Origin of the sequence: Inquilinus limosus (assembly GCF_002195995.1) — a bacterium.
Classification (GTDB): Bacteria; Pseudomonadota; Alphaproteobacteria; order DSM-16000; family Inquilinaceae; genus Inquilinus; species Inquilinus limosus_C.
Genome location: NZ_NHON01000016.1, coordinates 122,041 through 135,359, shown reverse-complemented (window position 1 = coordinate 135,359; position 13,319 = coordinate 122,041). Strand labels below are relative to the sequence as shown.

Sequence of the window (13,319 nt, the reverse complement as noted above, 5' to 3'; positions counted from 1 at the left end):
CCGGGCGACCGCTATAAGCCGGTCATGACTCAGGATAAGTCCGCCTCGGCCCAGCTTTCCAGCATGACCGGCTTCGCCCGCAGGGAGGGCGGCGTCGGCGCCGTGGCCTGGGTGTGGGAGGCGCGCAGCGTCAACGGCAAGTCGCTCGACCTCCGCCTGCGCAGCCCGGCCGGCTTCGAGCGGCTGGAGGCCGCGGCGCGGGTCGAGCTGGCCAAGCGCTTCCGCCGCGGCAACGTCACCCTCAACCTGTCGATCAGCCGCAGCGAGACGGCGGCGCAGCTGCGCATCAACCGCGAGGTGCTGGACCAACTGATCGCCCTGGTGCGCGAGGTCAATGGCGACACCGTGCCGGTCCAGGTCGATGCGCTGCTCGCCGTGCGCGGCGTCGTCGAGAACGGCGACACCGCCTCGGCCGAGCTGAACGCGGCCGTCGAAGCCGAGGCCGGGGCGGCGATCGCGCCGCTGCTCGACGACCTGCTGGCGACGCGGCTGGAGGAGGGGGCCCGCCTGCGCGATGTTCTCGCCGGCCAGATCGACCAGATCACCGAGCTCGTCGGCCAGGCCCGGGCCTCCGCCGCCGCCCAGCCGGAGGCGCTCAAGGCGCGGCTCAAGGCCCAGCTCGACCTGCTGCTCGAAGCGCGGCCGCCGCTGGCCGAGGACCGGCTGGCGCAGGAGGTGGCGCTGCTGGTGGGCCGCAGCGACGTGCGCGAGGAGCTCGACCGGCTCGACGCCCATATCGGCCAGGCCCGTGGCCTGCTCGCCGCCGGCAGCGGCGTCGGGCGCCGGCTCGACTTCCTGTGCCAGGAGTTCAACCGGGAAGCCAACACGCTGTGCTCGAAGGCGGCGGATGTGGCGCTGACCCGCATCGGCCTCGACCTCAAGGCCGTGATCGAGCAGTTCCGCGAGCAGATCCAGAACATCGAATGACCACGACCGTTTCCCGACGCGGGCTCATGCTCGTCCTGTCCTCGCCCTCCGGCGCGGGGAAGACCTCGATCACCCGGGCCGTGCTGGCGCAGGACCCGAACCTGACGATCTCCGTCTCGGTCACCACCCGCGCCCAGCGGCCGGGCGAGGTCGACGGCACGCATTACCGTTTCATCGACCAGGCGGCCTATGACGCCATGGTCACCAAGGACGAGCTGTTCGAGCATGCCAAGGTCTTCGGCAACGGCTACGGCACGCCGCGAGCGCCGGTCGAGGCGGCTTTGGCGGCCGGCCGGGACGTGATCTTCGACATCGACTGGCAAGGCACCCAGCAGCTGGCGCAGAAGGCGCGGACCGACCTGGTCAGCGTCTTCGTGCTGCCGCCGACGGTGGAGGCGCTGGAGCAGCGGCTGCGCGCCCGCGCGCAGGACAGCGACGAGGTGATCGCCGGGCGCATGGCCAAGGCCGCGGACGAGATGAGCCACTGGCCGGAATACGACTACGTCATCGTCAACCGGGACCTCGACGCCAGCATCGCCCAGGTGCAGGCGATCCTGGCGGCGGAACGGCTGCGCCGCAGCCGCCAGACTGGCCTGCCGGACTTCGTCCGCGCGCTTCAGGACAAGCTTTAGTCTTTCGGCGGGCGGGCGGCCACGGCCCGTGCCAGGCGGACGAAGCCGGCGATGTCGATCTCCTCGGCCCGGGCGGTCGGCGGCAGGCCGGCCTCGGCCAGCAGGGCTTCCGCGTCGCCCAGGCTGCGCAGGCTGGCGCGCAGCATCTTCCGGCGCTGGCCGAAAGCGGCGGCCGTGACGGCCTCCATCACCGCGAAGGGCACATCCTCGCGGTTCGGGCGCGGCCGCAGCCGGACCACGGTCGAATCGACCTTGGGCGGCGGCGTGAAGGCGCGGGCCGGCAGGGTCAGCAGCGGATCGACCTCGGCCCGCCACTGGGCGATCACCGACAGCCGGCCATAGGCGCCGCTGCGCGGCTCGGCCACCAGCCGGTCCGCCACCTCCTTCTGGAACATCAGCGTCAGCGACCGGAATTCGTCGATCCGGCGCAGCCAGCCGATCAGCAGCGGCGTCGCCACGTTGTAGGGCAGGTTGGCGATGACGGCGCGCGGCGCCGGAACCAGCGCCGGGATATCGGTCGCCAGCGCGTCGGCCTCGATGATGCGCAGCCGGTCGCCGGCCACCGCCGCCAGCTCCTCCAGCGCCGGCCGGAAGCGCCGGTCGCGCTCGACCACGGTGACGCTCTCGACGTCGGAGGCCAGTAGCGCGCGGGTCAGGCCGCCGGGACCCGGCCCGATCTCGACCGCATGCGCCCCGGCCAGGTCGCCGGCCTCGCGGACGATGCGGGCGGTGACATTGAGGTCGAGGAGGAAGTTCTGGCCGAGCGACTTCTTTGCCGCCAGGTCGTGCCGCGCGATCACGTCGCGCAGCGGCGGCAGGGCGGCGATCGCGTCGCGGACGGCGTCTCCGGACAGGGTCAGCGGCCCAGCCGGATGTCGATATAGGCATTGCCGCGCAGGTCGCGCAGCAGCCGGCGCTGCATCATGTCCAGCTTCTGCTCGGCCAGGCCGGAGCGGATCTGGTCGCGATCGACGCCGTCGCCGCCCGCATCCTGGCGCGAGCAGATCATCATCACCGCGACGCCGTCCGGCCCGCGGATGGGCGTGCTGACCTGGCCGTCGGGCAGGGCGCTGGCCACCTGGCGCATCCCGTCGGGCAGGCGGCTGAGCAGGACGTCGCCCAGGTCCGGATTCGCGGTCACGCCGAGCTCCTTGGCCTTGGCGCGGAACGCCTCGCAACCATTCACCCCGTTGAAGTCGTTGCGCATCTGCGCCACCACGGTCTGCACCCGGTTGGCCGGCGCGGTCGCCGGCACCGGGACGACGATCTGGTTCAGCCGGACCTTGACGCCGGTCGCGGTGGCGGCGTTGATCGTCCGCTTGTCGCGCAGCAGCAGGATATTGTAGCCGCCGAGGGTGCGGATCGGATCCGACACCTGGCCCTGCTGCATGGTGCCGAGAACCTGATCGAGCGCCGGCTCCAGCTGCCCGGCCAGGACCCAGCCCATGTCGCCGCCGGTCTGGGCGCCGGCGGCCTGGCTGAACTGGCGCGCCACGGCCGGGAAGGGGGCGCCGCGGCGGATTTCCGAGACCAGCCGGTCGGCCAGCGTCTTGACCTGGGCTTCGCCTGCGTCCTGGTCGACCGCGAGGAAGATCGAGGCGACGAGGTATTGCGGCTTGCCCTGGTTGGCCTTCAGCCGCTCCACCACCTCGTCGACCTGGGTGTCCGAGACTTCGACCTGGGAGACGAAGCGGCGCTGCACCAGCTGGCGCCAGGCGAGCTGGGACCGCACCTGGTCCTCGAGCGCCGCCTGCGGCACCCCGGTGCCCTTCAGCATGGTGAACAGCTGCTGCGTGCTCATGTGGTTCTGGCCGGCGATCGAGGCCAGCGCCTTGTCCACATCCTGGGCCGGAACGGCGATGCCGGCGCGCTTGGCTTCCTGTCCCTGCAGCTTCTCGTCGATCAGCAGGCGCAGCACCTGGGGCAGCAGCCGCTGCTGGTTGTCCGGCGTCGCCGGCAGGCCGCTGCTCATCAATGCCAGCCGCAGGCGCATCTGCAGGTCGGCCACGGTGATCGCGTCGTCATTGACCACCGCGGCGATGGTGCCGACGGCGGAAGCCGGGGCCGGGCGCGTCTGCGCCATGGCGGAGGGGGCGGCGAGGGAAGTGGTGGCCAGGACCAGGGCGATGATCGGGGCCGACAGACGACGGATCATGAGGGCGACACGGCCTCGCAGTTGAAAGGCGCAGATACAGCACGTGACTTTGGCCGACTCAAGGCAAAAGCGGCCGGACCGACGACGGGCTCAACCATCCTCGAGGTGAAGCAGCACCGCGACGCCGAACATCAGGGCGACGCCGGAGGTGGCCCAGGCGGCCATCGGCACCGGCAGGGAGCCCTGGCGTCCGAGCGCCGCCACGATGTCGCCGAGCACGAAGATCGAGAAGCCGGTGACGATGGCGCCGACGATCATCAGCACCGTGTCGACCCGCCGGCCGGGCCGCAAGCTGAAGGCCGCGGCGACCAGGATCATCGCCGCCATCAGCAGGGGCTGCGACAGCAGCGACTGGTAGGCGATGCGGTAGCGGGTCGAGGAGAAGCCGGTGGCCTCGAGGTTGCGGATATAGTCCGGCAGGTCCCAGAAGGAGATGGTCTGCTGCGAGGCGAAGCGTTCCTGGATGCTGTTCCGCGTCAGGCTGCTGGGGATCGAGGTGGTGTCGACATGCTGGGCTGGCTGCTCGCCGTTCATCACCCAGGCATCGTTGATCACCCATTTGCCGTCCTGCAGATGGGCGCTGGCGGCGTCGATCCGGCCGCGATAGGTCTCGTCCGGATTCAGCAGCAGGAACATCGCGTTCTGCAGTTCGTCGCCGTTGCTGCTCACCGTCTCGGCATGGATGACGACGATCTCGCCCTCGTCCTTCTGGCGCAGCCAGAAACCGGTCTTGGCCACCTTCATCACGTCGCCGGTGCCGCCGAGGAAGTCGAGATCCAGGCGCTCGAAGCGGCTGTACATGGCCGCCGAGATCGGGTTGACCACGGTGATCTTGACCACCCCCAGCACCATTGCCGCGGCGATCACCGGGGCCAGGAACTGCCAGGCCGACAGGCCGGCGGCGCGGGCGACCACCAGCTCGCGGCTGCGGGTCATGCGCCAGAAGGTCACCATCGCCGCGATCAGCACGGCGAAATGGAACAGGATCTCGACATCGCTGGGCAGCTTGAACGCGGCCAGGGTGAAGGCCAGGCTGACCGGCAGGTCAGGGATCGAGCTGACCTGGCGGACGAACTCGACGAATTCGAACACCGCGATCACGCTGCTCAGCACCAGCAGCACGGCCAGGAACCAGAACAGGAACTGCCGCACGATATAGGCGTAGAGGGTGGGGGAACGGAGCATCGGGTGCGGCTGGCCTGCAGTGCCGAGGAAACGGGTTGGGCGGATCTTCTACCTCAGACCGCGCGCCGCCGCGACCTCCAACGAGGTCGCAGCCGGGCGGCGGGCCATTTTCGCCGGGTGACGATTGTGAAACCCGCTGTTACGGTGCGGGTTCCGCCGCCTTGGCCGCGGCCATCGGAAATCGCCCGGAAGACGACAAGATGCAGATCTCCTTCGCTCCGCCCGCTTCCGTGGAAGCCGGCGCCCTGGTGCTCGGCGTGTTCGCCGACGGCGTGCTGTCGAACGCCGCCGGCGCGGTCGACCGGCGCTCGAAGGGCGCCCTGTCCCGCGCGCTCAAGGCCGCGTCGAAGTTCAAGGGCGGCCGCGACGAGACGCTGGCGCTGTACGGCATCGCCGGCTTCGACCAGATCGTGCTGTTCGGCCTCGGCAAGCCGGAGGATGTCGACGCGGTCCGGCTGCAGCGGGCCGGCGGCGCGGTCGCCGCGCTGCTGAACCATGCCGGCATCGGCTCCGCGACGGCGCAGTTCGAAGGCATCGTCCTGGCCGGCCACGGCGCCGGCGCGGCGGCGGCCGAGTTCGCCTTCGGCGCCCGGCTTCGGGCCTGGCGCTTCGAACGCTACCGCACCAAGGAGAAGGCCGAGGCGAAGCCCAGCCTGAAGACCCTGGTCGTCCAGACCAGCGACGCCGCGGCGGCGAAGAAGGCCTTCGCCCGCGCCGACGCCGTCGCCCAGGGCGTGTTCCTGACCCGCGAGCTGGTGTCCGAGCCGGCCAACATCCTGTATCCGGAGAGCTTCGCCGCCAAGGCCAAGGAACTGGCGGATCTCGGGGTCGAGGTCGAGATCCTGGGCGAGAAGCAGATGCGCAAGCTCGGCATGGGCGCGCTGCTCGGTGTCGGCCAGGGCTCGGTGCGCGAGAGCCAGCTGGTGGTGCTGCAGTGGAAGGGCGCCGGCGGCAAGCGCAAGGGTGAGGCGCCGGTCGCCTTCGTCGGCAAGGGCGTCACCTTCGACACCGGCGGCATCTCGCTGAAGCCCGGCCAGGGCATGTGGGACATGAAGTGGGACATGGGCGGCGCCGGCGTGGTCACCGGCCTGTTCAAGGCGCTGGCCCTGCGCAAGGCCAAGGTCAACGCCGTCGGCGTGCTCGGCCTGGTCGAGAACATGCCGTCGGGCGATGCGCAGCGGCCTGGCGACATCGTCACCTCGATGTCCGGCCAGACCATCGAGGTCTGGAACACCGACGCCGAGGGCCGCCTCGTCCTCGCCGACGCGCTCTGGTACACGCAGGACCGGTTCAAGCCGAAGGCGATGGTCAACCTGGCGACGCTGACCGGCGCGGTGATCATCGCGCTGGGCACCGACCATGCCGGGCTGTTCTCGAACGACGATGCCCTGGCCGAGAGGCTGGCCGCGGCCGGCAAGGCGGTCGAGGAGAAGCTGTGGCGCCTGCCGCTGGGCGACGCCTATGACAAGCAGATCGACAGCGACATTGCCGACATGAAGAACATCACCGGCAGCCGCGACGCCGGGTCGATCATCGGCGCGCAGTTCCTGCAGCGCTTCGTCAACAAGGTGCCCTGGGCCCATCTCGACATCGCCGGCACCACCTGGTCCGGCAAGGACACGCCGACGGTGCCGAAGGGCGCGACCGCCTTCGGCGTGCGCCTGCTGGAGCGGTTCGTGACCGACAATTACGAAGGCTGATGGCCGAGATACGGTTCTATCACCTGACCGCGCGGACGTTCGAGCAGACCCTGCCGGTGCTGCTCGACCGGACGTTGCAGCGCGGCTGGAAGGCGGTGGTCTGCGTCGGCTCGGAGGAGCGGGTGGAGAGCCTGGCCGGCCATCTCTGGACCTATTCCAAGGAAGGCTTCCTGCCGCATGGCACGAAGCGCGACGGCTTCGCCGAGGAGCAGCCGGTCTGGATCAGCGACCGGGTCGAGAACCCCAACGGCGCCCAGGTGCTGTTCCTGGGCGATGGCGCGGATTCCGATGGCGACGGGGCCTTCGCCACGGTCTGCGACCTGTTCGACGGCAACGACCCGGACGCGGTGCAGGCCGCCCGCGGCCGCTGGAAGCGGTTCCGCGATGCCGGCCACACCCTGGTCTACTACCAGCAGGACGAGGGCGGGGCCTGGAGCGAGAAACAGCGGGTGGGCGGGTGAACGCTCATCCGTGTAGTTTCTGCGGGGCCGGAGCCGCCCCCTCACCCGAAAGCGCTGCGCGATTTCGACCTCTCCCCAAGGAGAGGTGTAAGGGCGCGGCTCCTGTACCCTCTCCTCGGGGAGAGGGAGGGGCCCGACGCCGAAGGCGGCGGGAGGGTGAGGGGGCTGGCACCGGCTTCGATGATCAGAGGCAATCACCATGCTAACGCCCCGCGCGGCGCTGTGGAGCGCGGTCGCGGTCTGTGCCCTGCTGGTCCTGGTGCCCGGGATCGACCTCGTCGTCTCCGGCTGGTTCTACGACGCGGGACGCGGCTTCGCCTGGGACAGCGCGCCGCTGGCGGAGGCGCTCCACGAGCTGGTGCAGGTCGTCGTCCGCACCTGCGGCATCCTGCTGCTGCTCGCGGCGTTCTGGACCTGGTTGGCAGAGCGGCGGCTGCTCGGCCTTGATGCGCGGCGCTGGACCTTCCTGGCCCTGGCGTTGGCGATCGGGCCCGGCCTGGTGGCCAACGCCGTGCTGAAGGACCATTGGGGCCGGGCCCGGCCGCGCCAGGTCGAGGCCTTCGGCGGCAGCGCCGTCTTCACCCCGCCGCTGATCCCGGCCGGCCAGTGCGGCCGCAACTGCTCCTTCGTCGCCGGCGACCCGACGGTCGGCTTCGTCGTCCACAGCGTCGCCTATCTGGTGCCGGCGCGGCGCCGGCGCCGGATCTTCTGGGGATCGATGGCGCTGGGCGGCCTGCTGGGCCTGCTGCGCATCGGCATGGGCGGGCATTTCTTCAGCGATGTGGTCTTCGCCGTCGCCGTCACCCTGCTGGTCAGCGCCGGGCTGCACGCCCTGCTGTTCGACCGCTGGCGCACCGCCGCCGCCTGGCGCGACTTCACCCGCGGCCTGATCCGCTGGCCGCAGCCAGGGTGAGTTGCCGCCGTAGCCATTTTGGCCGGACTGTGGTGCGCGGGCGTCATCCGCGCCCATATAGAATGACAGCCAAGGCCGCGGCGGGTTTGCGACTCGCGCGGTTCCCCAGCCAAGGTGACGAGTGATGACGGACGGATCGACGGTCGGCCGGTTCGGCAGCGGGCGCGAGGTGCGGCGGATCGAGGATGCCGGGCTGCTGGCCGGCGCCGGCCGGTTCAGCGACGACATCTCCCTGCCCGGGCAGAGCTATCTCGGCTTCCTGCGCTCGCCGCACGCCCATGCCCGGATCGTGTCGATCGACGCCTCCGCGGCGCTGGCGATGCCCGGCGTGGTGGCGGCGATCACCGGCGCCGACCTGGCCGCGGACGGGGTCAAACCGCTGCCGCTGGCGCCGATCTTCAAGCGGCCGGACGGGTCGCCCGGCGCATCGCCGCTGCGGCCGGCGCTGGCGCATGAGGTGGTGCGCTTCGTCGGTGAGGCCGTGGTCGCCCTCGTGGTCGAGAGCCGCGCTGTGCTGAAGGACGCTCTCGACACCATCGTCGTCGACTATGACGAGCTGCCCGCCGTCGCCGGCGTGGCGCAGGCCCTGGCGCCGGAGGCGCCGCAGGTCTGGCCGGCGGCGACCGGCAACATCGCGGCGCAGATGCGGCATGGCGATGCGGCGGCGACCGACGCCGCCTTCCAGGTCGCCGCGCACATCGTCTCGCTCGACATCGTCAACCAGCGGCTGGCGCCGACACCGATGGAGCCGCGCAGCTCCCAGGCCGAGTACGATTTGGAGACCGACCGGCTGACGCTGCGCCTGTCCAGCCAGATGCCGTCCGGCGCCCGCGACACGCTGTGCGACGCGGTGCTGGGCATCCCGCGCGAGAAGGTGCGGGTGGTGGTCGACGATGTCGGCGGCGGCTTCGGCATGAAGACCGGCCTCTATGCCGAGGACATCATGGTCGCCTATGCCGCGCGTAAGCTGCGGCGGCCGGTGAAATGGACCGCCGAGCGGATTGAGGAGTTTCTGGCCGCCACCCATGGCCGCGACGTCGAGAGCCATGCCGAGCTGGCGCTGGACGCGACCGGCAAGGTGCTGGGCTACCGGGTGCGCTCGCATGCCAATGTCGGCGCCTATGCCACCACGGCGGGCATCATCATCCAGCTGATGATCGGGCCCTGGGTGTCGACCAGCATCTACGACATCCGCACCATCGACTTCGATTTCACCGCCGTCCTGACCCATCAGGCGCCGACGGGAGCCTATCGCGGCGCCGGGCGGCCGGAGGCGATCTACCTGATCGAGCGGCTGTTCGACGCCGCGGCGCGGCAGCTGGGCCTGGACCCGGTCGAGATCCGGCGCCGCAATCTCGTCCATCCCGGGCAGATGCCCTACACCAACGCCATGGGGCAGACCTATGACAGCGGCAGGTTCGGCTCGATCATCGACCAGGCCGTGGGCCTGGCCGACTGGGACGGCTTCGCCGCGCGCGAGGCCGAATCCAGGGGCCGCGGCAAGCTGCGCGGCCGCGGCCTGGCCTCGTTCCTGGAATGGACCGGCGGCAATGTGTTCGAGGAGCGGGTGACCGTCCGGGTCTCCGGCGACGGCGACATCGAAGTCTACGCCGCGACCATGCCGATGGGGCAGGGGATCGCCACCTCCTACGCCCAGCTGGTGGTCGACGTGTTCGGGGTGCCGATCGAGAAGATCCGCATCGTCATGGGCGACACCGACCGCGGCCAGGGCTTCGGCAGCGCCGGTTCGCGGTCGCTGTTCACCGCCGGCTCGGCGATCCGCCATGCCTCGGAGCAGGCGGTCGACACCGGGCGCGAACTGGCCGGCGATGCGCTGGAGGCCGCGGCGGCCGACATCGAATATGCCGAGGGCGTGTTCCGCATCGCCGGCACCGACCGTGCCATCGGCCTGTTCGAGCTGGCCGACCGCCAGCCCGACCGGCGCATCTTTATCGACGCGACCAGCACGGTGAAGGGGCCGAGCTGGCCGAATGGCTGCCATATCTGCGAGGTCGAGCTGGACCCCGAGACCGGCACGGTCGACATCGTCTCCTACGTCTCGGCCAATGATGTCGGCCGGGTGGTCAACCCGATGATCGTGCGCGGCCAGCTCGACGGCGGCGCGGTCCAGGGCATCGGCCAGGCGCTGGGCGAGCGGATGGTCTACGACCCCGAGACCGGGCAGGTCATGACTGCCACGCTGATGGATTACGGGGTGCCACGGGCGGACATTGTCCGCGACTTCGTCCATGTGCTCGACGAATCGACGCCGTGCCTCAACAACCCGCTCGGGGTGAAGGGCGTGGGCGAGCTCGGCACCATCGGCGCGACGCCGGCGGTGGTGAACGCCGTGGCCGACGTGTTGGCGCGGGCCGGCCATGGCGCGGCCGCCGACCGCCTGCAGATGCCGCTGACTCCGGCGACGGTCTGGGCGGCGCTGCAGTCGTAAGCGGAGGGGCCGGAGCCGCCCCCTCACCCGAAATCGCCCCGCGATTTCGACCTCTCCCCAAGGAGAGGTAAGAGGGTCGCGGCTCCGATTTCCCTCTCCTCGGGGAGAGGGAGGGGCCCGTCGCGTTGGCGACGGGAGGGTGAGGGGGATGGCTCCGCCTCAGCCCGCCAGCGCCTGCGCCTCTTCCAGCTTGCCGTTGGCCTCCAGCCAGGCTTCCTCGGCGGCGTCCAGTTTGCCCTGCACCTCGTGCAGCGCGATCTGCTGCTCGGTGGCGGCCGCCGGATTGTTGTAGAGCGCGGTGTCGGCCAGCTTCGCCTCGATCGCCTTCTTCTCCCGCTCCAGCCCCTGGATCCGCTTCTCGATGTCGCGGATCGCCAGCCGCAGCGGCGCCAGTTGGGCCCGGGCCTCGGCAGCTGCGCGGCGCTGCTCCTTGCGGTCGGCCTGGCTCAGCTTCTCCGCCTGTCGCCCGGCGCGCTCCTGCCGCCGCTGCTCGGACAGCAGGCGGCGATAGTCGTCGAGGTCGCCCTCGAACGGGCTCACGGCCCCGTCCTTGACCAGCAGCAGCCGGTCGGCGGTCAGCTCGATCAGATGCGGGTCGTGGGTGATCAGCACCACCGCGCCGTCATACTCGTTCAGCGCCTGCACCAGCGCCTGGCGGCTGTCGACGTCGAGATGGTTGGTCGGCTCGTCGAGCAGCAGCAACTGCGGCGCCTCGCGCGCCATCAGGGCCAAGAGCAGCCGCGCCTTCTCGCCGCCCGACATGTCGCCGATCCGGGTCTCCGACCGGCGCTGGACGAAGCCGAAGCGGCCGAGATGGGCGCGGATCTTCTCGTCGGTCTTGTCCGGCATCACCCGGCGCGCCTGGGCGATGGCGTTCAGCGACAGGTCCAGCTCCTCCGCCTGGTGCTGGGCGAAATAGCCGACCTTCAGCTTGCCGGATTTGCGCAGCTGTCCCGCCATCGGGTCCAGCCGGCCGGCGAACAGCTTGACCAGCGTCGACTTGCCGTTGCCGTTGGCGCCCAGGAGCGCGATGCGGTCGTCCATGTCGATCCGCATGTCGAGATTCTTCAGCACCGGCCGCTCGTCATAGCCGACGGTCACCTTGTCCAGCACCAGGATCGGCGGCGCCAGCTCCTCCGGCGGCGGGAAGTCGAAGCTGATCGACTGGTCCTCGACCAGGGCGACGATCGGCTCCATCTTCTCCAGCGCCTTGACCCGGCTTTGCGCCTGGCGGGCCTTGGTGGCCTTGGCCTTGAACCGGTCGATGAAGCTCTGCATATGGGCGCGCTGGGCGATCTGGCGCTTCTGCAGCGCCGCCAGATGCTCCAGCCGCATGCGGCGCGTCTGCTCGAACTGGTCGTAGCCGCCGGTGTAGGCCGTCAGCTTGCCGTTCTCGAGATGGATGGTGGTGTCGACCACGCGGTTCAGCAGGTCGCGATCGTGGCTGACCATCAGGATGGTGTGCGGATACGATTTCAGCCAGGTCTCGAGCCACAGCGTCGCCTCGAGGTCGAGGTGGTTGGTGGGCTCGTCGAGCAGCAGCAGGTCGGGCTGCAGGAACAGCGTCGCCGCCAGGGCCACGCGCATCCGCATGCCGCCCGACAGGTCGCCGACCGGCCGCGCTTGCGCCTCGGTGTCGAAGCCGAGGCCGGCCAGGATGGTGGCGGCGCGGGCCGGGGCGGTGTGGGCGTCGATATCGGCCAGGCGGGTGTGGATCTCGCCGATCCGGTTCGGATCCTCGGCGGTCTCCGCCTCCTCCAGCAGGCTGGCGCGCTCGGTGTCGGCGGCCAGCACGGTGTCGAGCAGGCTGGCCGACCCTTCCGGCGCGTCCTGGGCGACGCTGGCCATCCGCCATCGCCCGGGATAGCTGATCCGGCCGCCGTCTAGCCCGATCTCCTTGCGGATCGCGCGCAGCAGCGTCGACTTGCCGGTGCCGTTGTGGCCGACGAGGCCCGCCTTGTGCCCGGCCGCCACCGCCACCGAGGCGGAGTCGAGCAGCACGCGGCCGGCGATGCGGATGGTGATGTCCTGGATCTGAAGCATGGCGGCGCGGTCATAGCACGACCTGACCGGATTCGCGCACTCCGGTTGCCGGATCGAGGCCGCCCGTCTATAAGGCCGCGCAATTCCGATCCGCCAACGCCTGAACACCGAGGATCCAATGGCCGAGCGCACCTTCTCCATCATCAAGCCGGACGCCACCCGCCGCAACCTGACCGGCAAGATCAACGCCAAGTTCGAGGAGGCCGGCCTGCGCATCGTCGCGCAGAAGCGGGTCCAGCTGAGCCGCGCCCAGGCCGAGGCCTTCTACGGCGTGCACAAGGAGCGGCCGTTCTTCAACGACCTGTGCACCTTCATGACCTCGGGCCCGGTCGTGGTCCAGGTCCTCGAGGGCGACAACGCCGTGGCCCGCAACCGCGAGATCATGGGCGCCACCAACCCGGCCAACGCCGCCGAGGGCACCATCCGCAAGGAGTTCGCGGAATCGATCGAGGCGAATTCGGTGCACGGCTCCGATTCGCTGGAGAATGCGGCGATCGAGATCGCCTTCTTCTTCGCCGGCACCGAGATCGTCGGCTGATCCGAAGCGTGTTCGGCCATCCCCGCTGCGGCGGGGATGGCCGGACGCCGCCTCCGGGCAACAAAAAAGGCCGGTCCGTCGGGACCGGCCTTTTTCGTGCCGATGGCGAAAATCAGAGCAGGAACAGCGCCATGCCGATCAGCAGGATGGCGACGGCGACGATGCCCCAGGTGCTGAAGCGCACGAAGCTGGCATACATCTGCTTGCGCGAAGCCAGCAGTTCTTCGGGAACCTGATTCGTGCCTTCGCTGGCCATCGCGCCCATCCTCATCACGCTTTCGTATGTTTGCGATCGAGGACCATTTACGGGTGGCCC

The 13,319-nt window shown here is 70.2% G+C and carries 12 protein-coding genes; 7 read left to right on the top strand and 5 right to left on the bottom strand.

All coding sequences use genetic code 11. The annotated features are described in order from the left end of the window. Positions 1–24 precede the first annotated feature (24 nt). A complete protein-coding gene (locus BWR60_RS11425) occupies positions 25–927 on the top strand; it encodes a YicC/YloC family endoribonuclease (RefSeq protein ID WP_230983022.1) in 903 nt (300 codons plus the stop codon). Then, positions 924–1,559 carry a guanylate kinase gene (gene gmk, locus BWR60_RS11420; protein ID WP_088151139.1) on the top strand — a complete coding sequence of 212 codons (636 nt, stop codon included), beginning with the start codon at positions 924–926 and terminating at the stop codon, positions 1,557–1,559. Before BWR60_RS11425 ends, gmk begins: the two co-directional genes overlap by 4 nt. On the opposite strand, the gene rsmA is transcribed toward gmk, so the two are convergent. The 3 genes from rsmA to lptG all read right to left on the bottom strand — a co-directional run bounded on the left by rsmA (position 1,556) and on the right by lptG (position 4,899). Beyond that, entirely contained in the window at positions 1,556–2,419 is an 864-nt protein-coding gene (rsmA, locus tag BWR60_RS11415; RefSeq protein WP_230983027.1) for a 16S rRNA (adenine(1518)-N(6)/adenine(1519)-N(6))-dimethyltransferase RsmA, read from the bottom strand. The two genes, gmk and rsmA, sit on opposite strands and share 4 nt — an antisense overlap. Beyond that, complete coding sequence (locus tag BWR60_RS11410; RefSeq protein WP_088151138.1) at positions 2,416–3,714, bottom strand: peptidylprolyl isomerase; 1,299 nt, start codon at positions 3,712–3,714, stop codon at positions 2,416–2,418. The genes rsmA and BWR60_RS11410 overlap by 4 nt, the downstream gene beginning before the upstream one ends. Before the next feature lie 90 nt (positions 3,715–3,804). Then, positions 3,805–4,899: an LPS export ABC transporter permease LptG gene (gene lptG / locus BWR60_RS11405; protein ID WP_088151137.1), complete on the bottom strand. Its 1,095-nt coding sequence runs from the start codon at positions 4,897–4,899 to the stop codon at positions 3,805–3,807. Positions 4,900–5,099: 200 nt separating this feature from the next. Here lptG and BWR60_RS11400 point away from each other — a divergent pair, with 200 nt between their 5' ends. The 4 genes from BWR60_RS11400 (at position 5,100) to BWR60_RS11385 (ending at position 10,422) form a co-directional block, all read left to right on the top strand. Beyond that, positions 5,100–6,599, top strand: coding sequence for a leucyl aminopeptidase (locus tag BWR60_RS11400; RefSeq protein WP_088151185.1), 1,500 nt, complete (start codon positions 5,100–5,102; stop codon positions 6,597–6,599). Continuing rightward, positions 6,599–7,060 carry a DNA polymerase III subunit chi gene (locus BWR60_RS11395; RefSeq protein WP_088151136.1) on the top strand — a complete coding sequence of 154 codons (462 nt, stop codon included), beginning with the start codon at positions 6,599–6,601 and terminating at the stop codon, positions 7,058–7,060. The genes BWR60_RS11400 and BWR60_RS11395 overlap by 1 nt, the downstream gene beginning before the upstream one ends. A 199-nt stretch (positions 7,061–7,259) precedes the next feature. Next, positions 7,260–7,973 (top strand): phosphatase PAP2 family protein, encoded by a 714-nt coding sequence (locus BWR60_RS11390; protein ID WP_088151135.1) that lies wholly within the window; start codon positions 7,260–7,262, stop codon positions 7,971–7,973. A 124-nt stretch (positions 7,974–8,097) separates the two neighbouring features. Next, positions 8,098–10,422: a xanthine dehydrogenase family protein molybdopterin-binding subunit gene (locus BWR60_RS11385; protein ID WP_088151134.1), complete on the top strand. Its 2,325-nt coding sequence runs from the start codon at positions 8,098–8,100 to the stop codon at positions 10,420–10,422. Between the two features lie 159 nt (positions 10,423–10,581). Here BWR60_RS11385 and BWR60_RS11380 read toward each other — a convergent pair whose 3' ends face one another. Further along, positions 10,582–12,465 (bottom strand): ABC-F family ATP-binding cassette domain-containing protein, encoded by a 1,884-nt coding sequence (locus BWR60_RS11380; protein WP_088151133.1) that lies wholly within the window; start codon positions 12,463–12,465, stop codon positions 10,582–10,584. 118 nt (positions 12,466–12,583) lie between these two features. Between BWR60_RS11380 and ndk the strand changes: the two genes are divergently transcribed. Next, positions 12,584–13,003 carry a nucleoside-diphosphate kinase gene (gene ndk, locus BWR60_RS11375; RefSeq protein ID WP_034834707.1) on the top strand — a complete coding sequence of 140 codons (420 nt, stop codon included), beginning with the start codon at positions 12,584–12,586 and terminating at the stop codon, positions 13,001–13,003. A 112-nt stretch (positions 13,004–13,115) separates the two neighbouring features. On the opposite strand, the gene BWR60_RS11370 is transcribed toward ndk, so the two are convergent. Next, positions 13,116–13,259, bottom strand: coding sequence for an aa3-type cytochrome c oxidase subunit IV (locus BWR60_RS11370; protein WP_202964615.1), 144 nt, complete (start codon positions 13,257–13,259; stop codon positions 13,116–13,118). Between the last annotated feature and the right edge of the window lie 60 nt (positions 13,260–13,319).

What these genes read in the sequence shown, in the direction of transcription:
- BWR60_RS11425 (WP_230983022.1), top strand. Translation starts at nt 25, where the DNA reads ATGACTCAGGATAAGTCCGCCTCGGCCCAGCTTTCCAGCATGACCGGC.
- gmk (WP_088151139.1), top strand. Translation starts at nt 924, where the DNA reads ATGACCACGACCGTTTCCCGACGCGGGCTCATGCTCGTCCTGTCCTCG.
- BWR60_RS11410 (WP_088151138.1), bottom strand. Translation starts at nt 3,714, where the DNA reads ATGATCCGTCGTCTGTCGGCCCCGATCATCGCCCTGGTCCTGGCCACC.
- lptG (WP_088151137.1), bottom strand. Translation starts at nt 4,899, where the DNA reads ATGCTCCGTTCCCCCACCCTCTACGCCTATATCGTGCGGCAGTTCCTG.
- BWR60_RS11400 (WP_088151185.1), top strand. Translation starts at nt 5,100, where the DNA reads ATGCAGATCTCCTTCGCTCCGCCCGCTTCCGTGGAAGCCGGCGCCCTG.
- BWR60_RS11395 (WP_088151136.1), top strand. Translation starts at nt 6,599, where the DNA reads ATGGCCGAGATACGGTTCTATCACCTGACCGCGCGGACGTTCGAGCAG.
- BWR60_RS11390 (WP_088151135.1), top strand. Translation starts at nt 7,260, where the DNA reads ATGCTAACGCCCCGCGCGGCGCTGTGGAGCGCGGTCGCGGTCTGTGCC.
- BWR60_RS11385 (WP_088151134.1), top strand. Translation starts at nt 8,098, where the DNA reads ATGACGGACGGATCGACGGTCGGCCGGTTCGGCAGCGGGCGCGAGGTG.
- BWR60_RS11380 (WP_088151133.1), bottom strand. Translation starts at nt 12,465, where the DNA reads ATGCTTCAGATCCAGGACATCACCATCCGCATCGCCGGCCGCGTGCTG.
- ndk (WP_034834707.1), top strand. Translation starts at nt 12,584, where the DNA reads ATGGCCGAGCGCACCTTCTCCATCATCAAGCCGGACGCCACCCGCCGC.
- BWR60_RS11370 (WP_202964615.1), bottom strand. Translation starts at nt 13,259, where the DNA reads ATGGCCAGCGAAGGCACGAATCAGGTTCCCGAAGAACTGCTGGCTTCG.